Genomic DNA, 25,241 nt, shown 5'->3' with positions numbered 1-25,241 from the left:
GGCCAGAATGGATGCCGCGGAGCGTGACGCGGAATTGGCCGCGATGAAGAAGGAATCCCCGCCGACCGTTTGACGCCATAATGCGCCGATGCGATAGTGAACGCGACAGCATTCCCCGCATCTGTCAGACGGAGCACTCAATGGCGCAGAAGGTTCAGGTTCTGCTGGTCGACGACATCGACGGCGGAACTGCAGACGAGACCGTGACGTTCGGGCTCGACGGCGTCACGTATGAGATCGACCTGACCAGTGGTCACGCGAGCGAGCTGCGTGACGCATTTGCCCAGTGGGTCGGGCACGCACGCAAGGTCGGCGGTCGTTCCGCCGGAAGGTCGACGCCTGCTCGTGGGCGGCGTTCGTCGTCCGGTGACGCGCAGGCGATCCGCGAGTGGGCCAACCCCGATGCCGGGCTCTCGCCATGTCCGCACTCAGACGGGTCGCGTCCCGGTGAGCTCGCGCACCGCGGCGTACTGCTCGCGGATCCTCGGGACCGGGTCGCCGCGGTAGGCGGTCGCCTCGGAGGCCGAGGTCCAGGACGGCGGGGTCGCGCCGCCGGAGAGCACCCACGCGGCCTGGCGGGCGGCGCCGTCCGCCACGTACTCACCGGGCGTCGGGACCAGCACGTCGAGGCCGAGCACCGACGGCGCGATCTCGCGCACGGCGGCCGACTGCGCGCCGCCCCCGATGAGGAACAGCCGCTCGACGGCCACGCCCTGGGCATGCAGCGCGTCGATGCCGTCGGCGAGCGCGCAGAGCATGCCCTCGACGGCCGCGCGGGCCAGGTGCGCGGGGGTGGTGTTGGCCAGCCGCAGGCCGTGCAGGGCTCCCGTGGCGTCGGGCTTGTTCGGGGTGCGCTCGCCCTCCAGGTAGGGCACGAGGACGAGGCCGTCGGCCCCCGCCGGTGCGGAGAGGGCCAGCGCGGACAGCCCCGCGTGGTCGACGCCGAGCATCCGGGCGGCCGCGTCGAGCACGCGCGACGCGTTCAGGGTGCAAGCGAGCGGCAGGAAGGCCCCGGTGGCGTCGGCGAAGCCGGTGACCAGGCCGGAGCCGTCGGCCGTGGCGGTCGAGGCGATCGCGGAGACCACCCCGGAGGTACCGATGGACACGGCGACGTCGCCCGGCAGGAGGCCGAGCGCCAGGGCCGCGGCGGCGTTGTCACCGGCGCCGGGGCCGAGGATCGCGCCGCCCGTGGAACGGGGGCCGGCCTCCGACGGGCCGAGCACGCGCGGCACGAGGGCGTCGTGGCCCAGCGCGAGCTCGAGCAGGTCGTGGCGGTAGTCCTCGGTGGCGGGCGACCAGTAGCCGGTGCCGGAGGCGTCGGAGCGGTCGGTGACCAGGGCGTCGAGGCCGGTCGCGCCGGCCAGTCGCCAGGTCAGCCAGTCGTGGGGGAGCGCGACGGCGGCGACGCGTGCGGCGTTCTCGGGCTCGGCGTCCCGCAGCCAGCGCAGCTTGGTCACGGTCAGCGAGGCGACGGGCACGGAGCCGATGGCGTCGGCCCACGCCTGCGGTCCGCCGAGCTCCTCGATGAGGTCCAGAGCGGCGGGCGCGGAGCGGGTGTCGTTCCACAGGAGCGCGTCGCGGACCACCGCACCGTCCGCGTCGAGCGCGACCATCCCGTGCTGCTGACCGCCGACGGAGATCGCGTCGACGTCGTCGAGACCCCCCGCGCTGACGATCGCGGACTGGAGGGCGTCCCACCAGTACCAGGGTGCGACCTCCGTGCCGTCGGGGTGGGACGCGCGCCCGGTGCGCACCAGCGCGCCGGTGTCGGCGTCGCGCACGACGACCTTGCAGGACTGCGTCGACGAGTCGATGCCGGCGACGAGTGCCATGAGCTACCTCCAGGTGAACCCGCAACGTCCGAGCAGAGGGGTGCTCTGCCCGGACGCGGGAAGGAATGAGGTGCAACGTCCGAGCAGAGGTGGGTCAGAGGCCCACTCTGCTCGGACGTCGCGGGACGGGACAGGTCAGCGGGCGCCGATGGCGTGCTCGAGAGCCAGCTGGTTGAGGCGGACGAAGCCGAAGCCGCGGGCGGCCACCGCGTCGACGTCGAGCTCCTCGTAGGCGGACGGGTCGTTCAGGAGGTCGGACAGGGTCTCGCCCTCGGCCAGCGTCGGCTGCGAGAGCTCGAGCACACCGGACTCCTCGAGTGCGGCCTGCACCTCGGGGTCGGCCCGGAACGCCTGCGCGCGCTCCTTGAGCAGCAGGTAGGTGGACATGTTCGCGGCGGCCGAGTCCCAGACGCCCTTCATGTCCTCCGTGCGCGACGGCTTGTAGTCGAAGTGACGCGGGCCGTCGTAGCGGGGCCCGCCGGACGGGAAGCCGTTCTCGACGAGGTCCACGGTGGCGAACGCGGAGAACAGGTCGCCGTGGCCGAACACCAGGTCCTGGTCGTACTTGATGGACCGCTGGCCGTTGAGGTCGATGTGGAAGAGCTTCTCCGCCCACAGCGCCTGCGCGATGCCCGAGGTGTAGTTCAGGCCGGCCATCTGCTCGTGGCCCGTCTCCGGGTTGAGGCCGACGATGTCGCCGTGCTCGAGCTTGGCGATGAGCGCCAGCGCGTGCCCGACCGTGGGGAGCAGGATGTCGCCGCGGGGCTCGTTCGGCTTGGGCTCGATGGCGATGCGCAGCCCGTAGCCCTTCTCCTTGATGTACGCGGCGACGGTGTCGATGCCCTCGGCGTACCGGTCGTGCGCGGCGTTGAGGTCCTTGGCGGAGTCGTACTCCGCACCCTCACGGCCGCCCCACATGACGAACGTGTCGGCGCCCAGCTCGGCGGCGAGGTCGACGTTGCGGACCACCTTGCGCAGGCCGTAGCGGCGGACGCGGCGGTCGTTCGAGGTGAACGCCCCGTCCTTGAAGATCGGGTGGCTGAACGTGTTGGTGGTGACCATCTCGACCGTGATGCCGGTCTCGTCCAGGGCGCCCTTGAAGCGGGCCAGGATGCGGTCGCGCTCGGCGGCGTCGGAGCCGAAGGGCACCACGTCGTCGTCGTGGAACGTCACGTGCGCGGCGCCCAGCTCGGCCAGCTTGTGGACCGACTCCACGGGGTCCAGCCACGGGCGGCTGGCGGATCCGAACTGGTCCTGGGCGTTCCAGCCGACCGTCCAGAGGCCGAACGAGAACTTGTCTGCACGGGTGGGCTGCGGTGCCATCACACGTCTCCTCATCGAGATGATCGAATTTAGTTTGCCGGATGAATTTATCCCGTCCAGCCGGTAGGGTCAAGCCATGTCGATGTCCGAGCCCCGCGACCCGTCGCGCGTGGCCCGGCAGGCGCAGATGCGCGACCAGAACCTCGGGGTCGTCCTGCGGGGGATCGTCGACGCCGCCGAGCCGTTGTCGCGGGCCCAGCTCGCCGCGTCGGAGGACCTCGCGCGTGCCACGGTCTCGGGGCTGGTCGACCACCTCATCGAGGCGCGACTGGTCCGCGAGCTCGACCCCGCGCAGACCCAGCGCGCCGGCCGCCCCGCCGTCCCGCTCGCCCCCGCCAGGGGGACCGTCGCCGGGATCGGCATGGAGGTCAACGTCGACTACCTGGGCGTCCGCGCGCTCGACCTGGCCGGTGGCGTGCTGGCCGAGCACGTCGAGCTCGACGACCTGCGAGGGGTCGACGCCGCGCAGGTGCTGCACCGGCTCGCCGCGCTCGCGGAACCCGTGATCGAGGGGTTGCGGTCGGCGGGAGTGCGCGTCGCGGGCACGGTCCTGGCGCTGCCCGGGCTGGTGGACCGCGTGACGGGCCCGCTGCGGGTCGCCCCCAACCTCGGCTGGCGCGACGTCGACGTCGTCGGGGTCGTGTCCGCGCACCCGGCGCTGCACGCGTTCCCGCCGCGGGTGGCCAACGAGGCCAACCTCGCGGCGCGTGCCGAGGCCCACGCCCGCCGGGGGTCGCCGAGCTTCGCGTACGTCTCCGGCGAGGTCGGCATCGGTGGCGCCATCGTGCTGGACGGCGAGATCTTCCCGGGCCGGCACGGCTGGAGCGGCGAGATCGGGCACATCGTCGTCGACGCGTTCCGCGGTCCGCGGGTCTCCGACGGGAGCCTCGAGGCGCTGGCCGGCCAGGACGCCATGCTGCGCGCCGCGGGCCTGCCGTCGACCGCCGGGCTGGACGCCCTGCTCGACGCGCTGGCGGCCCGCGATGCCCGCGCGACGGCCGCCGTGGCGCAGGCCGCCCGGGCGCTCGGCGTCGCGCTCGCGTCGGTGGCCAACGTGGTCGACGTCGGCGAGGTGGTGCTCGGCGGCACCTTCGGCCAGCTGTTCGACCACGTGCACGACGAGGTCTCGGCCCGGCTCGACGAGCTGGTGATCTTCGCGCCCTGGTCGCCGCTGACCGTGTCGCCCGCCCGCGCCGGCCAGTACCCGGCGATGACCGGCGGCGCGCTCGCAGCCCTGGCCCGGGTGCTGGCCGACCCGGCGGAGTGGCTCCGCTCCCAGGCCTGAGCCGCAACGTCCGCACTCGTGCACCCTGGAACGCGACGAAGTGCGGACGTCCTGGTCAGCCCGCGTTGCGGAGCATGAACTCCGTCTCGGTGTCGCGGCCCATCGTCGGGTCGGGCGCTGCCACGGTCTCCACCATCGCGACGGTGTCCTCCAGCCGGATCTGCTCGGGGAGCACCCGGTACGGCGACTCGGCGTCGGTCATGCCCACCACCTCGATCGGTTCGGACGTCCTGCCCCGACTGTAGAGCGCGACCTCCGCACGACGGGTCGTCGGAACGCGCGGATGCGCGGACGCGCGACGTGGAGAGGTGCTGCGTCCGCGGATCCGGTCGTCGGCGCGCGCGAGTGTGCGGACGTCCGACGGGAGGGGCGTCGCGCGCCCGTAGGCTCCGTCACCGTGAGCGCGCAGCAGACACCCCTGTGGATCGGCACCTACCCCGCCGCCGGTGCGGGCACGCCCGTCGGTCAGGGGGAGGGGATCTGGCGCGTCGACCTCAACCTCGCCACGGGTGCGCTGGGCAGGGCGCACCAGGTCGTCGAGACGCCGTCGCCGAGCTTCCTCGCCCTGCACGGCACCGTCCTGTACGCCGCGAACGAGCAGGCGGACGGCACGGTCAGCGCGTTCGACGTCGTCGGCGAGACCCTCGTGCACCGCGCCACGGTCCCGTCGGGGGGTGCCGACCCCTGCCACCTGCTGCTCGACGACGACGGTCGCACGCTCTTCGTCGCCAACTACACGTCGGGCACGCTCGCCGTCCTGCCGCTCGACGCGGACGGCGGCTTCAGCGTTCTCGGCCCGGACCAGGTGTTCGGGCACACCGGCTCGGGTCCCGACGAGGACCGGCAGGAGTCGCCGCACGCCCACTTCGTCGCGCTCGACCCCGGCGGCGCGTTCGTGCTGGTGGTGGACCTGGGCACCGACGAGATCCGGCGGTACCGGCGCGTCGACGGGCGCCTGGTCGAGGACGGGATCGCGGCCGCGCTCCCCGCGGGCACCGGACCGCGGCACCTGACGTTCAGCGCGGACGGGCGGTTCGCGTACGTCGTCGGCGAGCTGGACGTGACCGTGCGGGTGCTCGCGTGGGAGGCGGGCAGCGGGAGCCTCGTGCAGACCCTGCCGGCCACGACGGTGCCGGCAGCGGAGCGTCGGCTGCCGTCGCACGTCGTCCGGGACGGTGACCGGCTGCTGGTCGGCGTGCGGACGTCGGACGTGCTCGCCCGGTTCGTCATCGGCGGCGACGGCCTGCTCGAGCCCGTGGCCGACGACGAGCTGCCGGGAGCGTGGCCGCGGCACTTCGAGGTCGTCGACGGCTGGACGGTCGTCGCCGAGCAGGTGCCCGGCGGGCTGAGCACGCTGGCCGCCGACGGCTCCGTGGTCGGCACCATCGACCTGCCGGCACCGACCTGCGTCCTGCCCGCGTAGCGCCTGCGAGATCGAGGGTTCGGCACGAGACCGTCGGTTCGCACCCACGATCTGGCGCCGAACCCTCGATCTCACCGGTCCGTCGGGGGCGCCGAACCCGTCAGTGGTGGTGGCCCAGCCGGCCCAGCGTCTGCTCGGGTGTCGCGCCGGGGCGGGTCCACTGGGGCGCGGGTCGACTGGTCGGGCCCACGTCCGGGTGTCGGTCCATGCCCGTGCGCCAGTACCAGCACGGGTCGTGCCCACCGGGCCAGCCGTCGGGGGTGTCCTCCCAGGCCTCGCCGCGGCCGTAGGGCGTCCGGTCGAGGAGGCCGAAGGGCCCGGTGACCGCCTCGACGCCCCGGCCGGTCGTGGAGTACGTGAGGAAGACGCGGTCGCCGTCGCGCAGGAAGCAGGTGAACGACCCCATGTCGTCACCGATCGGCGGCGCGACGTCGCGGACCGAGTACCAGGGCTGCGTGTAGCCCATGAAGTCGATGTAGGGAGCCACCTCGTCCCACGGGCCGGTGGTCACGATGGCGAAGGAGACGCCGCGCGCGTTGAGGTAGACGGCGTCCCGCAGGTGCCAGGCCGAGACGGTACAACCCTCGCACTGGCCCTGGTGCGGGGCTCCGTCGTGCCACATGTGCTTGTAGACCATGAGCTCGTCGCGGCCGTGGAAGAGGTCCCGGAAGGGCACCGGGCCGGCGGGCCCGACGACCGGGGTCGTCCCGTCGAGCTCCACCATCGGCAACCGTCGACGGGCTGCGGCGAGCGCGTCGCTCTCGCGCGTGTGGGCCTTCTCGCGGACGAGCAGGCGGTCGCTGGCCGCCTGCCAGGTGGCCTGGTCGACGATGGCGGGGAGTCTGGGAGCGGTGGCAGGGGGATCGACGGGCGTGGTCGTCATGGTGTCCTCCGAGGTCTCGAGCCGGGTCTCGTCACCCGACACCTGATGACGTCGACGGGCGCGGATTCTCGACATGACGTTCGCACGAATTGCCCGTTATCGAATCGTGATCTTCTCGACTTACCGCCCTGTAAGTGCTTGTGGTTGTCTGGCGGCAGCCGACCGTGACGGCAGGGCAACGACGCGCTGACCGGACCCGGACGGAAGTGGCTGCGCAACGGAGCCCGGCCACGTCACGAGGGAGTGACCGTGCGTCGTGCCGACCGCCTGAACACCGTCCCCGCGAGCCTCGCCGCCCTGGCGCTCGTCGTCCCGCTCGCCCTCGTCGGGCTCGCGACGCCCGCGGCCGCGGCGCCCGGTGACCTCGCGCGTACCGGCACCGCGACGGCGTCCCAGTTCCAGTCCGACCAGGACGGCACGTTCCCGCCGGACGCGGCGATCGACGGCGACCCGGCCACCCGCTGGGCCAGCGGCAACGGCCCGGACGAGGACGTGCCGTTCACGCAGTGGGTCCAGGTGGACCTCGGTGCAGAGGCGTCCGTCGACCACGTCGTCCTGGCGTGGGAGGCCGCGTTCGCCGCGGGGTACGAGGTCCAGGTGGCGACGACCGCACCCGACGACCCGGCGTCGTGGACGTCGGTGCACTCCGAGACGGCCGGCGACGGTGGCACGGACGACGTCACGTTCGCGGCGACCGGCGCCCGCTACGTCCGGGTCCAGATGACCCAGCGGACCAGCTTCACCTGGGACCCGTCCCGCCTGCACTGGTACGGATACTCGCTGTTCTCCCTCGAGGTGTACGGCACGCCGACGCAGGTCGCCGCAGCCTTCGCCGGTTCGGGCACCACCGTCCCGGCCGGCACCGACGCGGTCGTCCCGGTCATCCTGGCGGTCGCCGCCGCGACCGACACCACCGTCCGCGTGCAGTCCACCGGCGGCACGGGCGTGGCCGGCACCGACTACACCGCGGTCGACCAGACGCTCACCTTCCCGGCAGGCACCACCGAGGCGAGCGTCACCGTGCCGACGGTCGACCACGGCCCTCTCGGTCAGGTGCGCACGGTCGAGCTGACCCTGTCCGAGCCGTCCGCGGGCCTCGTCCTCGGCGGCCGCACGACGAGCACCGTCACCATCACCCCGCACGGCGACCTGCCCGACGTCGGCGGCGTCACCGTGCTCGACGACTACGAGTCCGGCGTCCCGGCCGGGTACACCACCTGGGGCATCAGCGCGCCGGTCACCCCGGTGCTGAGCACCGGCACCGTGGACCGCGGCGGGAACGGCCTGATCGCCACTGTCGGCGGCACCCCCGCCGCCGGCGACTGGTTCGGCTTCACGCACGACATCCCCGCCACCGACTGGTCCGCGCACGACGGCTTCACGTTCTGGTTCCTGGGCACCGGCAACGGCGGGCTGCTCCGGTACGAGCTGAAGAGCAACGGCCAGCTCTTCGAGCGCTCGGTCACCGACGACACCGCGGGCTGGCGCCAGGTCAGCGTGGCGTTCTCGCAGCTGCGGCTCAAGGGCAACCCGGCGTCCGACGCCCGCTTCGACCCGACGGCGAGCACCGGGTTCGCGGTCACCCTGACCGACCTGGGTGCGGGCGCGTGGACGTTCGACGACCTGGGCCTGTACGACCGGGTGAGCATGATCGAGGACGCCGAGGGCGACGTCCCGCTCGCCGCGCCCGGCACCACGGTCGGCATCTTCACGTGGGGCTCCGCCCCCGACCTGGTCAGCCTGGGCGTCACCGAGCAGGAGCGCGACGGTGCCCCGGCGGGCAACCACGTGCTGTCCGGCGACTACCTGATCCCGTCCGGCGGGTGGGGTGGCTTCAGCCAGAACCTCGCCGCGGGCCAGGACTGGAGCTCGTTCCGGGGCATCCGGCTGGCCTGGTACGCGTCGCAGCCGACGCGACCCGCGAGCCCGACCGCGGGCGACGACATCAAGGTCGAGCTCAAGGACGGCGGCCCGGACGGCGAGCACTCGGAGCTGTGGGCGGCCACGTTCAAGGACAACTGGTCCAGCGACGGCAGCCGCTGGAAGATCGTCGACCTGCCCTTCTCGGCGTTCACCCTCGGCGGCTACCAGCCGGGCGACGCTGCCACGCGCAACGGCACCCTCGACCTCACGTCCGCGTGGGGCTACGCGCTGACCATGGTTCCGGGCACGGCCACGTCGGTCTCCTGGGCGGTCGACGACGTCCAGCTCTACGGCTCGGCGGTCCCCGCACCGACGGCGACGATCACCAGCCAGGACGTCGTCCTCGTCGACCCCGGCGCGACCGCGCAGGTCCCGGTGGTCCTCACGACGACGGACGGGCAGCCGCTCGCCGCGGACGTGACCGTCGAGTACGCGAACGGCGCCGGCACCGCCGTGGCCGGCACCCACTACGACGCGTTCGCCGGCACGCTCACGTTCCCCGCCGGCACCGCCACCGGGGCCACCCAGACGATCGACGTGGTCACCCACGCGACCGCCGCGACCGACGACGCCCGCACGCTGGCGGTCGACCTGACGGCCACGGGAGCGGTCGTCGGCACGAGCCCGAAGATCGTCCTCAACGCAGTCGGTGCCGCCTATCTCGACCCCAGCGCGAGCACGGCGGACCGCGTCGAGGACCTGCTGGGCCGGATGACGCTCGCGGAGAAGATCGGCCAGATGACCCAGGCCGAGCGCCTGGGTCTGCAGTCGCCCGCGCAGATCGCCGACCTCGGCCTGGGGTCGGTCCTCTCCGGCGGCGGGTCGGTGCCGACGCAGAACACCCCGGCCGGCTGGGCGGACATGGTCGACGGGTTCCAGCGGCAGGCGCTGTCCACGCGTCTGCAGATCCCGCTGATCTACGGCGTCGACGCCGTGCACGGCCACAACAACGTGGTGGGCGCGACGATCTTCCCGCACAACTCCGGGCTGGGAGCCGCGCGCGACGCGGACCTGCTCGAGCAGGTCGAGCGGACCACCGCGCAGGAGGTGCGGGCCACCGGCGTCCCGTGGACGTTCGCCTCGTGCCTGTGCGTGACCCGCGACGAGCGCTGGGGCCGCAGCTACGAGTCGTTCGGTGAGGACCCGGCGCTCGTCGCGGCGATGGCGGGTGCAGCGGTCGTCGGGCTCCAGGGCGCCGACCCGAGTGACCTCTCGGGTCCCGACAAGGTGCTGGCGACCGCCAAGCACTGGGTCGGCGACGGCGGCACCACCTACGACCCGGCGCTCGCGGGCACCGGCTACCCGATCGACCAGGGCATCACGCACGTCGACAGCCTCGACGCGCTGCGGCGCCTGCACGTCGACCCGTACGTGCCGGCCATCGAGGCGGGCGTCGGCTCGATCATGCCCTCGTACTCGGCGGTCTCGGTCGCGGGCGCGGACCCGATCCGGATGCACGAGTACGGGGCGCTGAACACCGACCTGCTCAAGGGCGAGCTGGGCTTCGACGGCTTCCTCATCAGCGACTGGGAGGGCATCGACAAGCTGCCCGGCGGCACCTACGCCGACAAGGCCGCTCGCTCGGTGAACTCCGGGCTCGACATGGCGATGGCGCCCTACAACTTCGGCGCGTTCATCACCGCGATCACCGCCAAGGTGGGCTCCGGGGACGTGTCGCAGGAGCGGGTCGACGACGCCGTCCGGCGGATCCTCACGCAGAAGTTCGCCCTCGGGCTGTTCGACGCCCCGTTCGCCGACCGGTCGCTTGCCGGGGACGTCGGGTCCGCTGCGCACCGGGCGGTGGCCCGCGAGGCGGCCGCGAAGTCGCAGGTGCTGCTCAAGAACGCGGACGACCTGCTGCCCCTGGCCGCCGACACCAAGGTCTACGTGGCCGGGTCCAACGCGGACGACCTGGGCAACCAGGCGGGCGGCTGGACCATCTCCTGGCAGGGCGGCTCGGGCGACATCACGCCGGGCACGTCGATCCTGGAGGGCATCCAGGCGGCAGCCCCGGCCGTGACGTACTCGAAGGACGCCTCGGCGCCGGTCGGGGACGCGCAGGTGGGCATCGTCGTCGTCGGCGAGACGCCCTACGCCGAGGGGCAGGGCGACGTCGGCAACAGCGGCAAGTCCCTGAGCCTGAGCGCGGCGGACCGCTCCGCGATCGACACGGTCTGCGGCGCGCTGCCGTGCGTCGTGCTCGTCGTGTCGGGACGTCCTCAGCTGGTCACCGACCAGCTGGGCGCCATCGACGCGCTGGTGGCCTCGTGGCTGCCGGGCACCGAGGGCGCGGGCGTCGCGGACGTCCTGTTCGGCACCCGGCCCTTCACCGGACGCCTCCCCGTCAGCTGGCCGGTCACGGCGGACCAGGTGCCGGTCAACGTCGGCGACGACGTCTACGCGCCGCTGTACCCGTACGGCTGGGGCCTGCGCACGGACGCGCAGCGCGACCGGCTGACCGCGCTGGTCGCCACCCTGCCCGCGGGCGACGCGCAGGACGCCGTCCAGGCCGTGCTCGACGCGCCGATCTGGGACGGGTCGGCACTCGACCCGGCGCGCACGGGGCAGGCGGTCCGCCTGCTGTTCGCCGCGGCGGAGGAGCTGAACGGCACCGACCGCGACACCGCGACCGCTGCGGGGATCGTCGTCTCGCTCGTGCGCGACCTCGCCCAGGAGGCCTCCGGTCCCGACGACGCCGCTGCACCCGACTCCGCTGACGCGGCCCTGACCGCCGACGCCGAGCACGCGCTGATGTCCGGCGACGCGAGCGGCGCGGTCGACCTCCTGGCCGACGTTCTCGGCGTCTCGACCGCCCCGCCCGTCGCGTCGACCACGAGCCTGTCGCTGTCGTCGTCGGTGAAGGTCTTCGGCAACCCGGTGACCGCACGCGTGACGGTGCGCGCTCCCGGCGGCTCGCCGACCGGGTCCGTGCAGGTGCTCGTGGACGGTACGTCGGTGGCCACCGTGCCGCTCGCGGCGGACGGCACCGCGACGGTCCGGCTCGCCGCGAACCTCAGCACGGGCCGCCACGCGATCACGGCCGTCTACGGGGGCGCGCCGGCGGCCGACCCGCCGGTGGCCGGCTCGACGTCGGCGGCCGCGACCCTCTGGGTGACCCGGGCCCTGCCCACGGTCCGCACGGACGGCACCGACTGGACGGTGCGCCGGTCCGACCCCAAGCAGGTGCACGTCCAGGTGGCCGGTGTCGCGGGGGTCACCCCGACCGGCACGGTCGACGTCTGGGTCAACGGCTCCCGCAAGGGCTCCGCCACCCTGGACGCCCGGGGCACCGCGGTCGTGACGCTGCCCGTCGGGACCCGGACCTCGCTCGTCCTCGTCACCTACGGCGGCGACCCGACCTACCTGCCGTGGATCGGCTCTCCCCACCTTCTGGTGGTGAGGTGACCCCTAACGGGTGACAACGGACCAAAGTCCTTCAGCACCTGCCGGATCTTGTCGATCCTCTCCTCGTCGACGACGAACGAGGAGGTCCCGCGATGCGCAACGGCTTTGACATCTACCGGGTCGGTCCGGACCGGAACCACCAGGAGCCCCAGAGCCCGTGGGGCTGGACCCCGCGTCGTGGCGAGGTGCCCACCGGTGAGACCGTCGTGCAGGACCACGACTTCACGCTGACCTACACGGGCAACGACCCGCAGCTGGCCGCCGCGTTCGCCCGCGGTGCCCGGCTCAAGGAGATCGTCACCCTGTGGCCCGAGCTCGCGTTCTACCCCTCGACGGCGGGCGGCTTCCTCCCGGACGGGAACATCTTCCCGATCCGCGGCGACTACAAGCCGCCGAGCGGGCTCAGCAACCTGCGCTCGAAGCTCAACTCGCGTCGCTCGTCGGGCGCGCACGCGGCAGAGGTCACCGCCCAGCCGTGAGGTGAGGTCCGGCTCCGTGCGTGAGAATGGGTGCAGACCCGTCCCCCGACAGGAGCGCCCGTGACCCTCGAGCACGCCCCGCGCGTCGCCATGCTCTCGGTGCACACGTCCCCGCTCGAGCAGCCGGGGACGGGTGACGCCGGCGGGATGAACGTCTACGTCCTCGAGCTGTCCCGCGCGCTGGCCGCTCGCGGTGCCCGTGTCGAGATCTTCACGCGAGCGACGTCCTCGGACCAGGCCGAGACCGTGCTGCTGCCCGGCGCCGACGCGCTCGGACGTCCCCTCGTCGGTGACGCCGCCCGCGCGGTGCTGCTCGCCGACGAGGTGGGCCCCGGCGTGACGCCGCCGATCCTGGTGCACCACGTGCCTGCCGGCCCGTTCGAGCGGCTGGACAAGAACGACCTGCCGGGCGTCCTGTGCGGGATGGCCGCCGGGGTCCTGCGCTGGGAGGCCGCGCGCCGGCCCGGCTGGTACGACGTCGTGCACTCCCACTACTGGCTGTCCGGGCAGGTCGGCCAGATCGCCGCGGACCGCTGGGAGGTGCCGCTGGTGCACACCGCGCACACCCTCGCGCGCGTCAAGAACGCGTCCCTGGCACCGGGCGACACCCCCGAGCCGACCGCGCGGGTGGTCGGGGAGGAGCAGCTCGCGGCCGAGGCGGACGCGCTGGTAGCCAGCACCCCGGTCGAGGCCGAGGAGCTGGTCGAGCTGTACGGCGCCGACCCCGACCGCGTGCACGTGGTGGAGCCGGGTGTGGACCTGGACCGGTTCGTGCCGGGCGACCAGGCGACGGCCCGCCGCGAGCTCGGGCTGCCGGCCGACCGCCAGATCGTCCTGTTCGCCGGGCGCGTGCAGGCCCTCAAGGCCCCGGACGTGCTGGTCAGCGCCCTGGGCGTCCTGCGCGAGACCGGCCGGCCGGTTCCCCTGCTCGTCGTGCTCGGTGGCCCGTCCGGTCGCTCCAGCGCGGTGCGCGAGCTCCAGGCGCTCGCGGCCATGACGGGGGTGGCCGACGACGTCGTCGTGCACCCGCCCGCCGACCGCGACACCCTTGCGCGCTGGTACCACGCGGCCGACGTGGTCGCGATGCCGTCGCGCAGCGAGTCGTTCGGGCTCGTGGCCGCCGAGGCCCAGGCCAGCGGGGTGCCGGTCATCGCCGCGTGCGTCGGCGGGCTGCGCACGATCGTCGACCACGACGTGTCCGGCCGCCTGGTCCGCGGCCACGACCCGGCGGTGTGGGCCGACGTGATCTCGGACGTGCTGCACTCCACCGAGGACCGCGCGCGGTACGCCGTCGGCGCCCGCCGGGTGGCCGAGCGGTTCGGCTGGGAGACCACCGCGGACCAGATGCTCAAGGTCTACTCGGTGGCCGGCGAGGTCCGGGCGTCCCGCGTCTGAGGGTCGGACGTCCCAGGCCGCCTCGGGGCGCCTGCGGCAGGATGGGCCCATGACCTACACCCTCGTGCTGCTCCGCCACGGCGAGAGCGAGTGGAATGCGAAGAACCTGTTCACCGGCTGGGTCGACGTGCCGCTGTCGGAGAAGGGCACCGCGGAGGCCGTCCGCGGCGGCACGCTGCTCACCGACGCGGGCGTGCTGCCCGACGTCGTGCACACGTCGCTGCTGCGCCGGGCCATCACCACGGCCAACCTGGCCCTCGACGCCGCCGACCGTCACTGGATCCCCGTCAAGCGCTCCTGGCGCCTGAACGAGCGGCACTACGGCGCCCTGCAGGGCAAGGACAAGAAGCAGACGCTCGAGGAGTACGGCGAGGAGCAGTTCATGCTCTGGCGCCGGTCCTACGACTTCCCGCCGCCGGACATCGAGCTGGGCTCGGAGTTCTCGCAGGACGCCGACCCGCGCTACGCCGGTGAGCCGATCCCGCGCGCCGAGGCGCTCGAGCAGGTCCTCGTCCGCGCGCTGCCGTACTGGGAGTCGGACATCGTCCCCGACCTGCAGGCCCGCAAGGTCGTGCTGGTCGCGGCCCACGGCAACTCGATCCGCGCCCTGGTCAAGCACCTGGACGACGTGGACAGCAGCACGATCGCCGGCATCAACATCCCCACCGGCATCCCGCTGCTCTACACGCTCGACGAGGAGACGCTGAAGCCCACCAACCCAGGCGGCACGTACCTGGACCCGGAGGCCGCCGCCGAGGCGATCAAGGCCGTGGCCAACCAGGGTCGCTGACCCCGACACACCACAACGTCCGAGCAGATGGAGCCCCTGGGGCGCATCTGCTCGGACGTTGCTGCGTTCAGCGGGCGTCGAAGCTCGCGATCGCCGCCTTCGTCGCCGATAGGCGCCAGGCCTGCTCGACCAGCTCGGCGAGGGCGTCCCAGTCCGGGTCGTGCGCGGCGTCGAGGTGCGCGCCGATCCACCCGAACCGGCCCATGTACGGGGCGACGAAGTACCGGGCCGGATCGCGCGCGACGATCGCCTGCTGCTCGTGCCGGTCGGCCTTGCACCAGAGGGCGAGCCGGCCGTCGGCGTGATGGTCGGGCAGGATCCATGCGAACCGGCTGCCGCGCGTGAAGAACCCGGTGTTGCCGTACACGTCGACCTCGGCCACCGTCTCGGGCAGCTGGGCGACGACTGCGCCCAGCCTCGCGCGGGCGACGGCGCCGGCGCCGCCGGCTCCCGGCGGGGAGCTGCCGTTCTCGGCGTCGGCCTGAGCCGGGGTCAGCCGGCGGTGCGGTCCAGCTCCGGGCGGCCGACGCCCGTCACCAGGTAGGTCACGCGGCGGGCGACCGAGACCCCGTGGTCCCCGAACCGCTCGTAGTACCGGCCGAGCAGGGTGACGTCGACCGTCTCCTGCGTGGTGCCGGCCCAGGAGCCCCCGAGCAGCCCCGCGAACGTGTCCTCGTGCAGCTCGTCGAGGAGGTCGTCGTCCTGCTCGATGCTCTCCGCCAGCTGGATCTCGCGGCTGTTCAGCAGCGTGGTGGTGCGCCGGGCCACGCGGACGGCGGCGTCGTGCATCTCGGCGAACGTGCCGGACAGCGCCTGCGGCACCGCGTGCCGCGGGTACCGGCCCCGGGCCACCTGGGCGATGTGCCGGGCGAGGTCGCCCATGCGCTCCAGCGACGCGCTCATGCGCAGTGCGGAGACGACGATCCGCAGGTCGGTGGCGACGGGCTGCTGCTGCGCGAGCAGCAGGACGCACCGCTCGTCGAGGTCGCGCTCGATCGCGTCGATAGCCAGGTCGTCGGCGATCACGGACTCCGCGAGTGCCAGGTCAGCCGTGAGCAGCGCGATGCCGGCGTTGGTGATGGCCTGCTCGACCCGACCGCTCATCGCCGCCAGGTCCTCGCCCAGCTGGTGCAGCTCGGCGTCGAAGATGTCCCGCATGTGCTCCCTCTCGTGCCGCCACGGCAGGTGCCGCGCGCAGCGACAGGCTGACATCGGCAGGTGAACGGACGGGCGCCTCCAGATGAACGGACGACGGCCGTTGTGCACACGCCCCGGCACCTCATGCGAATCGGGTGAGGCAGCAGCACCTCCACCTGGGCCAGCATGGCGGAAGGGGCATCGACGCGGGACGACGGAGGGACGACAGATGGCGCAGCGGGTGACGGCATGGGTCGGCTGGGTGTGGTTCGCGGCGTTCGCGATCCTCGTCTCGGGACTCTTCAACATCATCGCGGGGGGCGTCGCGGTCTTCTCCCCGAAGACCGTCGTGTCCTGGACGCCGGACGGCATCGCCCTGGTGGACGTCTCGACGTGGGGCTGGGTTCACCTGGTCCTGGGTGCTCTGCTGCTGCTCGTCGGGTTCGCGCTGTTCTCCGGGGCCGGCTGGGCGCGCGTCACCGCGATCGTGCTGGTGCTCCTCAACATGTTCGCGCAGTTCGTGTCGCTCCCGGTCACCCCGTGGTGGTCGCTCACCGCCATCGCCCTGGACTTCTTCATCCTGTGGGCGCTGACTGTGCACGGTGACGAGGTCGCGCGCGCCAACCGCTGAAAGAACCGTCCGACACGAGAGGTATGACGATGACGACGTTCACGGCGTGGAAGTTCGACACCGCCGACGGAGCTGCCAAGGCCGTCGACGCCCTGAAGGCAGCGCAGACCGACCGGCTGGTGCGGATCGTCGACCACGCGGTCATCAGCTGGCCCCAGGGTGAGGCGAAGCCCTCGATGCACCACTCGAACGACGACAAGCTCCGCGGCACGGGCTGGGGCGCGTTCTGGGGGCTGCTGTTCGGCGGACTCTTCTTCGTGCCGCTGCTCGGAGCCGCGGTGGGTGCCGCGATCGGGGGAGTCAGCAAGGCGGTCGCCGCGGTGGGCATCGACGACGCCCAGCTGGAGAGCATCCGCGCGCAGATCACGGAGGGCACCTCGCTGCTGTGCGCGGTGACCGAGAACGCGGACATGGACCGTCTGGGTGAGCGGTTCCACGGCCTGCACAGCACGCTCGTGGCCACCAACCTGACGGAGGGCGAGCGGTCGCTGCTGATGGAGACCTTCGGCTGAGTGAACGCCCGGTGAACGCTCCACGGCGGGCGGGCGCCGGGGGGCGCCATCGGCGTGTCGCACCCTCCGGCGCGTCCTAGGGTGAGTGCCGTGGACGGGATCGACGGGCTGCTGCTCCTCCTCGCCGGCGGGCTCGGCCTGCTGACGGGGGTCTGGGCGACCCTGGCGTTCCGGTGGAGCGAGCGGACGCAGCGTGCGCTGCCGCCGCGGGCGGAGCCCACGCTCGACGACGGGCTCGTCCGCATGCTCGCGGTGCTGCGCTCCGCGGCGGTGGTGCTCGACGACGCCGACGACGTGGTGCGCGCCAGCGCGCCGGCCCACGCCCTGGGCATCGTGCGCGACGGACGCATCGCCCCGGCGGCGATCCGGGACCTCATCGCCCTGGTCCGCCGCGACGGCGTGATCCGCGACGAGGTGCTCGAGGTGCCCCGCGGTCCCGTCGGACCCGGTGTCCTGCTGGTCCAGGTGCGTGTGGCGCAGGTGAGTGCCGAGCACCTGGTGGTGCTGGCGGAGGACCTGACGCAGGCGCGGCGGCTCGAGGCGATCCGGCGCGACTTCGTCGTGAACGTGTCCCACGAGCTGAAGACTCCCGTCGGTGCCCTGGCGCTCCTCGCCGAGACCGTGCAGGACGCCGCGGACGACCCGGAGGCCGTGCGCCGGTTCGCCGGCCGCATGCAGGCGGAGGCCACCCGGCTGTCCGCGCTGGTGCACGAGATACGTGGACGAGGTCCTCTCCGAGGCCGTCGACCGCGCCCGCACCACCGCGGAGGCCAAGAAGGTGCGGCTCGACATCGGCGGCGAGCGCGGCACGCGGGTGCTGGGCCAGCGCGACCTGCTGGTCACCGCGGTGCGCAACCTGCTGGACAACGCGGTGGCGTACTCCGGCGAGGCGTCGCACGTCGGCGTCGGGGTGCGCACCCATGGCGAGCTCGTGGAGATCGCGGTGGTCGACGAGGGCATCGGCATCACCCCGGCCGAGCAGGAGCGGGTGTTCGAGCGGTTCTACCGCGTGGACCCCGCCCGCTCCCGGGACACCGGCGGCACCGGGCTGGGCCTGTCGATCGTCAAGCACGTCGCCGCGGACCACGGGGGAGAGGTGACCGTCTGGTCGCAGCCCGGCCGCGGGTCCACGTTCACGCTCCGGCTGCCGCGCGCGGAGGAGCCCACCGCCCCCGTCGCCGAGCTGCCCGGCGTGCCCGTCACCATCGAAGGAGCGCACGTGCGCCGGACCGCGTCATGACCCGGATCCTGCTCGTCGAGGACGAGGAGTCCTACCGGGACCCGTTGACGTACCAGCTGGAGCGCGAGGGCTTCGACGTCGTCACCGCGGCGACCGGACCCGAGGCCCTGGCCCGGTTCGACGAGTTCGGCGCCGACCTGGTGCTCCTCGACCTCATGCTCCCCGGGCTGCCCGGCACCGAGGTGTGCCGCCGGCTGCGCCTGGTCAGCGACGTGCCGGTCATCATGCTCACCGCCAAGGACGACGAGATCGACAAGGTGGTCGGCCTGGAGCTGGGCGCCGACGACTACGTCACCAAGCCGTACTCGTCACGCGAGCTGCTGGCCCGCGTCCGCGCGGTGCTGCGCCGCCGGGAGGCGGTCGTCACTGCGGGCGCCCCCGCCGCGCCCGAGGTCGAGGACGACGACCTGCTGGTGGCGGGACCGGTGCGGATGGACGTCGAGCGGCACACCGTCCGGGTGCGCGACGAGGCCGTCGCCTTCCCGCTCAAGGAGTTCGAGCTGCTCGAGCTGCTGCTCCGCAACGCCGGCCGCGTGCTCACCCGCGGGCAGCTGATCGACCGGATCTGGGGGTCCGACTACGTCGGCGACACCAAGACGCTCGACGTCCACGTCAAGCGGGTCCGCGCCAAGATCGAGGTCGACCCGGCCAACCCGGCGCTCCTGCTCACGGTCCGCGGTCTGGGCTACAAGCTGACCGACGACGGCGAGTAGCCCGCCCCGGACCTGACGCCCCGCCCACCGATCCGGTGCGTGGGGCGTCGTGCTGTACCGCCATCGTTCACCTGGGGTTCACCCGCAGCCGCCCACCTGGTCACGTCGGCTTCCTACCGTCAGCATCGCCGCGCACACATCGGTGCGCACCTGATCGACAGGACGGAACACAGTGAAGCTCTCCCTCCACGGCCGGATCGGCGCGATCGCCCTCACCGGCGCGCTCGCCCTCTCCCTCGCGGCCTGCGGATCGGACGACCCGACCGGGTCCGGCGACACCACGGACGCCCCCGCGCAGAGCACGCTCAGCGGTGACCTGAACGGCGCCGGCGCCACGTCGCAGGAGAAGGCGATGGACGCCTGGCGCGCCGGCTTCCAGAGCGCGAACCCTGACGTCAACATCAACTACGACCCGGTCGGCTCCGGCGGCGGTCGCACGCAGTTCCTCGACGGCTCCGTCGACTTCGCCGGCTCCGACTCGGCGCTGAACGCCGAGGAGCTCGAGTCGGCCAAGGCCATCTGCACCACCGAGGCCATCGACCTGCCTGTCTACATCAGCCCGATCGCGGTCGTGTTCAACCTCGAGGGCGTCACCGAGCTCAACCTGTCGGCCGCCACCATCGCGGGGATCTTCGACAACAAGATCACCACCTGGGACGCACCCGAGATCGCGGCGGAGAACCCCGACGCCACGCTCCCGGCCACGGCGATCACGCCGGTGCACCGCTCCGACGAGTCGGGCACCACGAAGAACTTCACCGACTACCTGGCCAAGGCGTCCGGTGGCGCGTGGACGTACGAGGCCGACGGCAACTGGCCGTTCCAGACCGGTGAGTCGGCGCAGGGCACCTCGGGCGTCATCCAGGCGGTCCAGGGAGCGGACGGCACCATCGCGTACGCGGACAACTCGGCGGTCGGCACGCTCGGCGTGGCCAGCATCAAGGTCGGCGAGGAGTGGGTGGCCCCGTCCGAGGAGGGTGCGGCCGCTGCGGTCGACGCCTCCCCGCGTGACGACGAGCGTGCCGAGCACGACATCGTCATCAAGATCGACCGCGAGACGACCCAGGCCGGCGCCTACCCGCTGATCCTGATCTCGTACGGCGTGGCGTGCCTCCAGTACGACACCGCCGAGAAGGCCGACCTGGTCAAGGGCTTCCTCAGCTACGTCGTCAGCGCCGAGGGCCAGTCCGCCGCCGAGGAGGCCGCGGGTTCCGCGCCGCTGTCCGACGCGCTCCGCACGGACGTCCAGGCCGCGATCGACGCGATCACCGCGGCGGCCTGACGCACGTTGCACGACCCACGACGAGACGCAGGAGAGAAGTGACCAGCACCCAGAGCCCGCCGACGCCGACGCAGAGCCCGACGCTCGCGCCGGCGCCCGTGCGGCGTCGTCGTACCCGCGTGGTCGACCGGGGCGCCAGCCGGCTGTTCCGGTGGACCGCCACGGCAGCGGGAGCGCTCATCCTCCTGGTGCTGGTGGCGGTCGCCGCGTTCCTGGTGCTGCGCGCCTGGCCCGCGCTCGCCACGCCGGCCGCCGAGCTGACCGAGAAGGTCTCCTGGATGGGCGACGCCACGTCGCTGCTCGACTTCGTCGGCCCGCTGATCTTCGGCACGATCCTCGCCGCGGCGCTCGCCCTGGTGATCGCGACACCGATCGCGCTCGGCATCGCGCTGTTCACCTCGCACTACGCACCGCGCCGGCTGGCCTCCGGCCTCGGCTACCTGGTGGACCTGCTCGCCGCCATCCCCTCGGTCGTCTACGGCCTGTGGGGCGGCCTGGTGCTCGCCCCGATGGTCAAGCCGATCTGGGCGTGGCTCAACGAGTACCTCGGCTTCATCCCGCTCTTCGGCGGGACGGTCTCCCCGACCGCCCGCGTGCTCATGACCGTCGGCATCGTGCTCGCCGTGATGATCCTGCCGATCATCACCGCGGTCAGCCGCGAGGTGTTCCTGCAGACCCCGCGCCTGCACGAGGAGGCCGCGCTCGCGCTCGGCGCCACCCGGTGGGAGATGATCCGGGTCGCCGTGCTGCCCTTCGCCCGCTCGGGCATCGTCTCCGCCGCGATGCTCGGCCTGGGCCGCGCGCTCGGCGAGACGATGGCCGTGCTCATGATCCTGTCGCCCGGGTTCCTCTACTCGTTCCACCTGCTCGAGGCCGGTCAGCAGCAGACGATCGCGGCCAACATCGCCGCCCAGTTCCCCGAGGCCAACCCGCTGGGCGTCTCCGCCCTGATCGCGACGGGTCTCGCGCTGTTCGTCATCACCCTGATCGTCAACATGGCCGCCCGCGCGATCGTCGCGCGCCGCAAGGACTTCTCGGGAGCGAACTGATGACCGCCCCTACCGTCGACAACAGCGAGCTCCGCGCTCTGCTGCGGCAGGTCGACCCGCGCCGCCACCGCACCGACCGGGTCATGCGCGTGCTGATCGTCGGCGCGTTCGTGATCGCGATGCTCCCGCTGGTCTCCGTCTCGTGGACGGTGCTGGTCAACGGCATCGAGCGCTTCAACATGTACTTCCTCACGCACTCGATGCGCGGGGTGTACGGCGGCATGGACGCCGGTGGCATCTACCACGCGATCATCGGCACCCTGGAGATCACGCTCTTCGCGACGCTCATCTCCGTGCCGATCGGTCTGCTCGCCGCCATCTACCTCGTCGAGTACGGGCGCGGACAGCTGGCGCGGTGGGTGACGTTCTTCGTCGACGTGATGACCGGCATCCCGTCGATCGTCGCGGGCCTGTTCGCGTACGCGCTGTTCGCCGTGATCCTCGGTCCCGGCATCCGGATGGGTGCCGTCGGCTCGGTCGCCCTGAGCGTGCTGATGATCCCGGTGGTGGTGCGCTCCTGCGAGGAGATGCTGCGGCTGGTGCCCAACGAGCTGCGCGAGGCGGCCCTCGCCCTGGGCGTGCCGCGGTGGCTGGTGGTCATCAAGGTCGTGCTGCGCACCGCGGTGGCCGGCATCGGCACCGGCATCACGCTCGCGATCGCCCGGGTCATCGGGGAGACCGCCCCGCTGCTCATCACCGTCGGCGTCATCGACTCGATCAACTTCAACCTGTTCGAGGGCCGCATGATGACGCTCCCTGTCTACGTGTACCGGCAGTACTCGCAGGGTCTGGTGCCCTGCACGCCCGGCGCCACCGACTGCATCCCGACGATCAACTACGACCGGGCCTGGGCCGCCGCGCTGACGCTGATCCTCATCGTCATGCTGCTCAACCTGATCGGCCGCCTGATCACCCGCTTCTTCGCCCCCAAGAACCTCGGCTGAAAGACACCTCCCATGGCACAGCGCATCGACGTCAAGGACCTGAACATCTTCTACGGCGAGTTCAAGGCCGTGGCTGACGTGGAGATGTCGGTCGAGCCCCGCTCGGTCACCGCCTTCATCGGCCCGTCCGGCTGCGGGAAGTCGACCTTCCTGCGGACGCTGAACCGCATGCACGAGGTCATCCCCGGCGCGCACGTGCAGGGCAGCGTCGCGATGGACGGCGTGGACCTGTACGGCTCCGACATCGACCCCGTCGCGGTCCGCCGTCAGGTGGGCATGGTGTTCCAGCGCCCCAACCCGTTCCCGACGATGTCGATCGCGGAGAACGTGCTGGCGGGCATCAAGCTCAACAACAAGCGCATCTCGAAGAGCGCCGCCGACGACATCGTCGAGCAGTCGCTGCGCCACGCGAACCTCTGGAACGAGGTGAAGGACCGGCTGAACCGCCCCGGTTCCGGCCTCTCGGGCGGGCAGCAGCAGCGCCTGTGCATCGCGCGCGCGATCGCCGTGAAGCCTCAGGTGCTCCTCATGGACGAGCCGTGCTCGGCCCTGGACCCGATCTCCACGCTGGCGATCGAGGACCTCATCGCCGAGCTCAAGTCGGACTACACGATCGTGATCGTCACGCACAACATGCAGCAGGCGGCCCGCGTCTCGGACCGGACGGCGTTCTTCAACCTCGCCGCAACCGGGGAGCCGGGCCGGCTGGTGGAGATCGACGAGACGTCGACGATCTTCTCCTCGCCGCGCGTGCAGGCCACGGAGGACTACATCTCGGGCCGCTTCGGCTGAGCAGACGCACGCAGAAGGGGCCGCCGGTTCGCCGACGGCCCCTTCTGTCGTGCGGTCAGCTGTCGGTGGTGGGCACCGCGGAGGCGTACTCGGGGAGGGTGCCGTCGAGCACGGGCACCTCGACCACGATCGAGCCGGCCTCGGGCGTGGAGACGGTCACCTCCACCAGGCCGCCCGGCGGGACGTCGACGGCAGGGAACGTCACCTCGGCGAACCCGTCCTCGGACCCGCGCCCGGTACCGAGCAGCACGGTCTCCTTCGGGCCCAGCTCGACGGTCGTCTCCTCGTCGCCGACGGCCAGCGTGACCGTGCGGTCCTCGCTGCTCTGGTTGACCAGCCCGCCCTGCATGGAGCCGACGTCGCCCTCGGCCGCGGAGAGCACCAGGAGGTTCGACGCGCGCACGTCACCGAGCGTCACGCGGACGCCGTCGGAGGCGGAGTACTGGTCCTCGGTGGTCATCGGGTTGGTCGCGGAGCAACCGGCGAGCACGAGCCCCGCGACGGCGAGGCCGGTGGTGAGGGCGGCAACCCGGAGGGTGCGGGGGCGGGGCGAGGTCACGATGACTCCTCGGGGCGTCGGGCACTGCGGGCGATCGACGGGGTGTCCGTCCGAGGGCCAGCCTAGCCGCCGCACGGGGGTCCGCCCGGCTGCGGGACAGCCCGGACGGCGCTCGTCGTCGGTCTGCGGCGATGGGCGCTTGACCTGCGCGGATGGCCGTAATCACGCGGCAAAAGGCGAAAATCGGCGTGATAAGATACCCCTCTGCGAAAGGGGACACCTGCAGATGACTTTCACTGTTGGGGAGACCGTTGTCTACCCGCACCACGGTGCGGCATTGATCGAAGAGATCAAGACCAGGACCATCCGCGGAGAGGACAAGCTCTACCTCAAGCTCAAGGTCGCTCAGGGAGATCTCACCATCGAGGTCCCGGCTGAGAACGTCGATCTGGTGGGCGTGCGTGACGTGGTGGGTCAGGAAGGTCTCGACAAGGTGTTCGAGGTCCTCCGGGCGCCGTACACCGAAGAGCCGACCAACTGGTCCCGTCGTTACAAGGCGAACCTCGAGAAGCTCGCGTCGGGTGACGTCATCAAGGTGGCGGAGGTCGTGCGCGACCTCTCGCGCCGGGACGCCGACCGTGGCCTGTCTGCGGGCGAGAAGCGCATGCTCGCCAAGGCCCGCCAGATCCTCGTGTCGGAGCTCGCACTCGCCGAGCACACCGAAGAGGAGAAGGCCGAAGCGATCCTCGACGAGGTCCTCGCGTCCTGACGCCGCCACACAGGTGAGCGTCGCTGCAGTCCTGACTGCCGCCGGGAGCGGCAGCAGGCTCGGTCATCCCCTCCCGAAGGCACTGGTGCCTCTGGAGGGTCAGTCGCTCGTCGCGCACGCCGCCCGCAACCTGCTGGCAGCGCGCGCGGCGGGCGACGATCGCGTCCGGGTGCTGGTGGTCACCGCGCCCGCCTTCCACCTCGCCGCCATCGAGCGCGAACTGGGGCCGCTGTCCGACGAGGTCGCGCTCCTCGTCGTCGCGGGTGGTGCCACCCGGCAGGCGTCGGTCGCCGTCGGGCTCGCCGCGCTCGTGGCCGATCCCCGTGGCGCCGACGTGGACGTGGTGCTCGTGCACGACGCCGCGCGCCCGCTCGCGCCCGCGTCCCTGGTCGAGCGGGTGATCGAGGCCGTGCGCGACGGGCATCCGGCCGTCGTGCCCGGGCTGCTGGTCACGGACACCATCAAGCGCGTCGCCCCGCACCGCGGCGTCCTCGTCGAGCCGGTGCTCGAGACCGTCCCCCGCGCCGAGCTGCGGGCCATCCAGACGCCGCAGGGGTTCACCCGCGAGCTGCTCCTGCGCGCCCACGCGTCGGGTGCCGAGCACGCGCACGACGAGGCGCTGGCCGCCTCCGACGACGCCGGCCTGGTCGAGCGGCTCGGCGAGCCCGTCTGGGTGGTCGCGGGCGACGAGCGCGCGGCCAAGATCACCACCGCGCGCGATCTCGCGATCGCCGCCCTGCCGACGGAGAGCGCCGAGTGAGCACCCTGCCCCGCACCGGGATCGGCGTCGACGTGCACGCCTACGACCCCGATCCCGCGCCGGACGCCGTCCTGCACCTCGCGGGGCTGTCCTGGCCGGGGGAGCGTCCGCTGGCGGGGCACTCCGACGCGTACGTCGCCGCGCACGCCGCCGCCGACGCCCTGCTGTCCGCGGC

24 protein-coding genes and 2 pseudogenes are annotated in these 25,241 nt (G+C 72.5%); 19 read left to right on the top strand and 7 right to left on the bottom strand.

Features of this window, described 5'->3' with window-relative positions:
* Positions 1 to 140 precede the first annotated feature (140 nt).
* Positions 141 to 395: pseudogene (locus tag AC1DUQ_RS05175) on the top strand (histone-like nucleoid-structuring protein Lsr2); the annotation flags it as partial.
* 33 nt (positions 396 to 428) lie between these two features.
* Here the strand turns inward: AC1DUQ_RS05175 and xylB are convergent.
* Positions 429 to 1,832 (bottom strand): xylulokinase, encoded by a 1,404-nt coding sequence (gene xylB, locus AC1DUQ_RS05170; RefSeq protein WP_477059940.1) that lies wholly within the window; start codon positions 1,830 to 1,832, stop codon positions 429 to 431.
* A 135-nt stretch (positions 1,833 to 1,967) separates the two neighbouring features.
* A complete protein-coding gene (gene xylA, locus AC1DUQ_RS05165) occupies positions 1,968 to 3,155 on the bottom strand; it encodes a xylose isomerase (RefSeq protein ID WP_477059941.1) in 1,188 nt (395 codons plus the stop codon).
* Between the two features lie 76 nt (positions 3,156 to 3,231).
* On the opposite strand from xylA, the gene AC1DUQ_RS05160 reads away from it, so the two are divergent.
* On the top strand, positions 3,232 to 4,440 hold the full coding sequence (locus AC1DUQ_RS05160; RefSeq protein WP_477059942.1) for an ROK family protein: 1,209 nt from the start codon (positions 3,232 to 3,234) through the stop codon (positions 4,438 to 4,440).
* Positions 4,441 to 4,495: 55 nt separating this feature from the next.
* Here AC1DUQ_RS05160 and AC1DUQ_RS05155 read toward each other — a convergent pair whose 3' ends face one another.
* On the bottom strand, positions 4,496 to 4,642 hold the full coding sequence (locus AC1DUQ_RS05155; RefSeq protein ID WP_477059943.1) for a heme biosynthesis protein HemY: 147 nt from the start codon (positions 4,640 to 4,642) through the stop codon (positions 4,496 to 4,498).
* Positions 4,643 to 4,837: 195 nt separating this feature from the next.
* Between AC1DUQ_RS05155 and AC1DUQ_RS05150 the strand changes: the two genes are divergently transcribed.
* A complete protein-coding gene (locus tag AC1DUQ_RS05150) occupies positions 4,838 to 5,863 on the top strand; it encodes a lactonase family protein (protein ID WP_477059944.1) in 1,026 nt (341 codons plus the stop codon).
* 100 nt (positions 5,864 to 5,963) lie between these two features.
* Here AC1DUQ_RS05150 and AC1DUQ_RS05145 read toward each other — a convergent pair whose 3' ends face one another.
* Positions 5,964 to 6,746 carry a DUF899 family protein gene (locus AC1DUQ_RS05145; protein ID WP_477059945.1) on the bottom strand — a complete coding sequence of 261 codons (783 nt, stop codon included), beginning with the start codon at positions 6,744 to 6,746 and terminating at the stop codon, positions 5,964 to 5,966.
* A 249-nt stretch (positions 6,747 to 6,995) separates the two neighbouring features.
* On the opposite strand from AC1DUQ_RS05145, the gene AC1DUQ_RS05140 reads away from it, so the two are divergent.
* The 4 genes from AC1DUQ_RS05140 (at position 6,996) to AC1DUQ_RS05125 (ending at position 14,738) form a co-directional block, all read left to right on the top strand.
* On the top strand, positions 6,996 to 12,074 hold the full coding sequence (locus tag AC1DUQ_RS05140) for a glycoside hydrolase family 3 N-terminal domain-containing protein (protein ID WP_477059946.1): 5,079 nt from the start codon (positions 6,996 to 6,998) through the stop codon (positions 12,072 to 12,074).
* A 92-nt stretch (positions 12,075 to 12,166) separates the two neighbouring features.
* Positions 12,167 to 12,553: a hypothetical protein gene (locus AC1DUQ_RS05135; protein WP_477059947.1), complete on the top strand. Its 387-nt coding sequence runs from the start codon at positions 12,167 to 12,169 to the stop codon at positions 12,551 to 12,553.
* 60 nt (positions 12,554 to 12,613) lie between these two features.
* Entirely contained in the window at positions 12,614 to 13,948 is a 1,335-nt protein-coding gene (locus AC1DUQ_RS05130; RefSeq protein ID WP_477059948.1) for a glycosyltransferase, read from the top strand.
* Positions 13,949 to 13,997: 49 nt separating this feature from the next.
* A complete protein-coding gene (locus tag AC1DUQ_RS05125; RefSeq protein ID WP_056085734.1) occupies positions 13,998 to 14,738 on the top strand; it encodes a phosphoglyceromutase in 741 nt (246 codons plus the stop codon).
* Positions 14,739 to 14,805: 67 nt separating this feature from the next.
* On the opposite strand, the gene AC1DUQ_RS05120 is transcribed toward AC1DUQ_RS05125, so the two are convergent.
* Positions 14,806 to 15,132, bottom strand: coding sequence for an MmcQ/YjbR family DNA-binding protein (locus tag AC1DUQ_RS05120; protein WP_477073476.1), 327 nt, complete (start codon positions 15,130 to 15,132; stop codon positions 14,806 to 14,808).
* On the opposite strand from AC1DUQ_RS05120, the gene AC1DUQ_RS05115 reads away from it, so the two are divergent.
* On the top strand, positions 15,080 to 15,223 hold the full coding sequence (locus AC1DUQ_RS05115; protein WP_477073474.1) for a hypothetical protein: 144 nt from the start codon (positions 15,080 to 15,082) through the stop codon (positions 15,221 to 15,223). The two genes, AC1DUQ_RS05120 and AC1DUQ_RS05115, sit on opposite strands and share 53 nt — an antisense overlap.
* 7 nt (positions 15,224 to 15,230) lie before the next feature.
* Here AC1DUQ_RS05115 and phoU read toward each other — a convergent pair whose 3' ends face one another.
* Positions 15,231 to 15,896 carry a phosphate signaling complex protein PhoU gene (phoU, locus tag AC1DUQ_RS05110; protein WP_477059950.1) on the bottom strand — a complete coding sequence of 222 codons (666 nt, stop codon included), beginning with the start codon at positions 15,894 to 15,896 and terminating at the stop codon, positions 15,231 to 15,233.
* Between the two features lie 208 nt (positions 15,897 to 16,104).
* Here phoU and AC1DUQ_RS05105 point away from each other — a divergent pair, with 208 nt between their 5' ends.
* The 8 genes and pseudogenes from AC1DUQ_RS05105 to pstB all read left to right on the top strand — a co-directional run bounded on the left by AC1DUQ_RS05105 (position 16,105) and on the right by pstB (position 23,038).
* Positions 16,105 to 16,506: a DUF7144 family membrane protein gene (locus tag AC1DUQ_RS05105; protein ID WP_477059951.1), complete on the top strand. Its 402-nt coding sequence runs from the start codon at positions 16,105 to 16,107 to the stop codon at positions 16,504 to 16,506.
* A gap of 29 nt (positions 16,507 to 16,535) precedes the next feature.
* Positions 16,536 to 17,018 carry a DUF1269 domain-containing protein gene (locus tag AC1DUQ_RS05100; RefSeq protein WP_477059952.1) on the top strand — a complete coding sequence of 161 codons (483 nt, stop codon included), beginning with the start codon at positions 16,536 to 16,538 and terminating at the stop codon, positions 17,016 to 17,018.
* Positions 17,019 to 17,108: 90 nt separating this feature from the next.
* Positions 17,109 to 18,258: pseudogene (locus AC1DUQ_RS05095) on the top strand (sensor histidine kinase).
* Positions 18,255 to 18,971 carry a response regulator gene (locus AC1DUQ_RS05090; RefSeq protein ID WP_477059954.1) on the top strand — a complete coding sequence of 239 codons (717 nt, stop codon included), beginning with the start codon at positions 18,255 to 18,257 and terminating at the stop codon, positions 18,969 to 18,971. Before AC1DUQ_RS05095 ends, AC1DUQ_RS05090 begins: the two are co-directional and overlap by 4 nt.
* A gap of 172 nt (positions 18,972 to 19,143) precedes the next feature.
* On the top strand, positions 19,144 to 20,253 hold the full coding sequence (gene pstS, locus AC1DUQ_RS05085; protein ID WP_477059955.1) for a phosphate ABC transporter substrate-binding protein PstS: 1,110 nt from the start codon (positions 19,144 to 19,146) through the stop codon (positions 20,251 to 20,253).
* 38 nt (positions 20,254 to 20,291) lie between these two features.
* Entirely contained in the window at positions 20,292 to 21,302 is a 1,011-nt protein-coding gene (pstC, locus tag AC1DUQ_RS05080) for a phosphate ABC transporter permease subunit PstC (protein WP_057208412.1), read from the top strand.
* Positions 21,302 to 22,246 carry a phosphate ABC transporter permease PstA gene (gene pstA / locus AC1DUQ_RS05075; RefSeq protein WP_477059956.1) on the top strand — a complete coding sequence of 315 codons (945 nt, stop codon included), beginning with the start codon at positions 21,302 to 21,304 and terminating at the stop codon, positions 22,244 to 22,246. Before pstC ends, pstA begins: the two co-directional genes overlap by 1 nt.
* Positions 22,247 to 22,258: 12 nt before the next feature.
* Positions 22,259 to 23,038, top strand: a complete 780-nt coding sequence (gene pstB, locus AC1DUQ_RS05070; protein ID WP_477059957.1) for a phosphate ABC transporter ATP-binding protein PstB — start codon at positions 22,259 to 22,261, stop codon at positions 23,036 to 23,038.
* Positions 23,039 to 23,093: 55 nt separating this feature from the next.
* Here pstB and AC1DUQ_RS05065 read toward each other — a convergent pair whose 3' ends face one another.
* Entirely contained in the window at positions 23,094 to 23,597 is a 504-nt protein-coding gene (locus tag AC1DUQ_RS05065; RefSeq protein WP_477059958.1) for a hypothetical protein, read from the bottom strand.
* 226 nt (positions 23,598 to 23,823) lie between these two features.
* Between AC1DUQ_RS05065 and AC1DUQ_RS05060 the strand changes: the two genes are divergently transcribed.
* From AC1DUQ_RS05060 to AC1DUQ_RS05050, 3 genes are all read left to right on the top strand, one after another.
* Positions 23,824 to 24,306, top strand: coding sequence for a CarD family transcriptional regulator (locus AC1DUQ_RS05060; RefSeq protein ID WP_055916922.1), 483 nt, complete (start codon positions 23,824 to 23,826; stop codon positions 24,304 to 24,306).
* A 13-nt stretch (positions 24,307 to 24,319) separates the two neighbouring features.
* Entirely contained in the window at positions 24,320 to 25,066 is a 747-nt protein-coding gene (ispD, locus tag AC1DUQ_RS05055; RefSeq protein ID WP_477059959.1) for a 2-C-methyl-D-erythritol 4-phosphate cytidylyltransferase, read from the top strand.
* Positions 25,063 to 25,241: 2-C-methyl-D-erythritol 2,4-cyclodiphosphate synthase (locus tag AC1DUQ_RS05050; RefSeq protein ID WP_477073475.1), on the top strand; the 179-nt coding region annotated here is incomplete at its 3' end. The genes ispD and AC1DUQ_RS05050, both read left to right, overlap by 4 nt.

The organism is Cellulomonas sp. P4_B5_2, from assembly GCF_056402235.1.
The sequence above is the reverse complement of the archived record's forward strand: the minus strand, read 5'-3'. Positions and strand labels throughout refer to the sequence as shown.

Bases quoted from the DNA above. Each gene is read 5' to 3' on its own strand.
- AC1DUQ_RS05135 (WP_477059947.1), top strand. From the start codon at position 12,167: ATGCGCAACGGCTTTGACATCTACCGGGTCGGTCCGGACCGGAACCAC.
- AC1DUQ_RS05105 (WP_477059951.1), top strand. From the start codon at position 16,105: ATGGCGCAGCGGGTGACGGCATGGGTCGGCTGGGTGTGGTTCGCGGCG.
- AC1DUQ_RS05125 (WP_056085734.1), top strand. From the start codon at position 13,998: ATGACCTACACCCTCGTGCTGCTCCGCCACGGCGAGAGCGAGTGGAAT.
- AC1DUQ_RS05155 (WP_477059943.1), bottom strand. From the start codon at position 4,642: ATGACCGACGCCGAGTCGCCGTACCGGGTGCTCCCCGAGCAGATCCGG.
- AC1DUQ_RS05060 (WP_055916922.1), top strand. From the start codon at position 23,824: ATGACTTTCACTGTTGGGGAGACCGTTGTCTACCCGCACCACGGTGCG.
- phoU (WP_477059950.1), bottom strand. From the start codon at position 15,896: ATGCGGGACATCTTCGACGCCGAGCTGCACCAGCTGGGCGAGGACCTG.
- xylB (WP_477059940.1), bottom strand. From the start codon at position 1,832: ATGGCACTCGTCGCCGGCATCGACTCGTCGACGCAGTCCTGCAAGGTC.
- AC1DUQ_RS05100 (WP_477059952.1), top strand. From the start codon at position 16,536: ATGACGACGTTCACGGCGTGGAAGTTCGACACCGCCGACGGAGCTGCC.
- xylA (WP_477059941.1), bottom strand. From the start codon at position 3,155: ATGGCACCGCAGCCCACCCGTGCAGACAAGTTCTCGTTCGGCCTCTGG.
- pstA (WP_477059956.1), top strand. From the start codon at position 21,302: ATGACCGCCCCTACCGTCGACAACAGCGAGCTCCGCGCTCTGCTGCGG.
- AC1DUQ_RS05145 (WP_477059945.1), bottom strand. From the start codon at position 6,746: ATGACGACCACGCCCGTCGATCCCCCTGCCACCGCTCCCAGACTCCCC.
- AC1DUQ_RS05090 (WP_477059954.1), top strand. From the start codon at position 18,255: ATGACCCGGATCCTGCTCGTCGAGGACGAGGAGTCCTACCGGGACCCG.
- AC1DUQ_RS05160 (WP_477059942.1), top strand. From the start codon at position 3,232: ATGTCGATGTCCGAGCCCCGCGACCCGTCGCGCGTGGCCCGGCAGGCG.
- pstB (WP_477059957.1), top strand. From the start codon at position 22,259: ATGGCACAGCGCATCGACGTCAAGGACCTGAACATCTTCTACGGCGAG.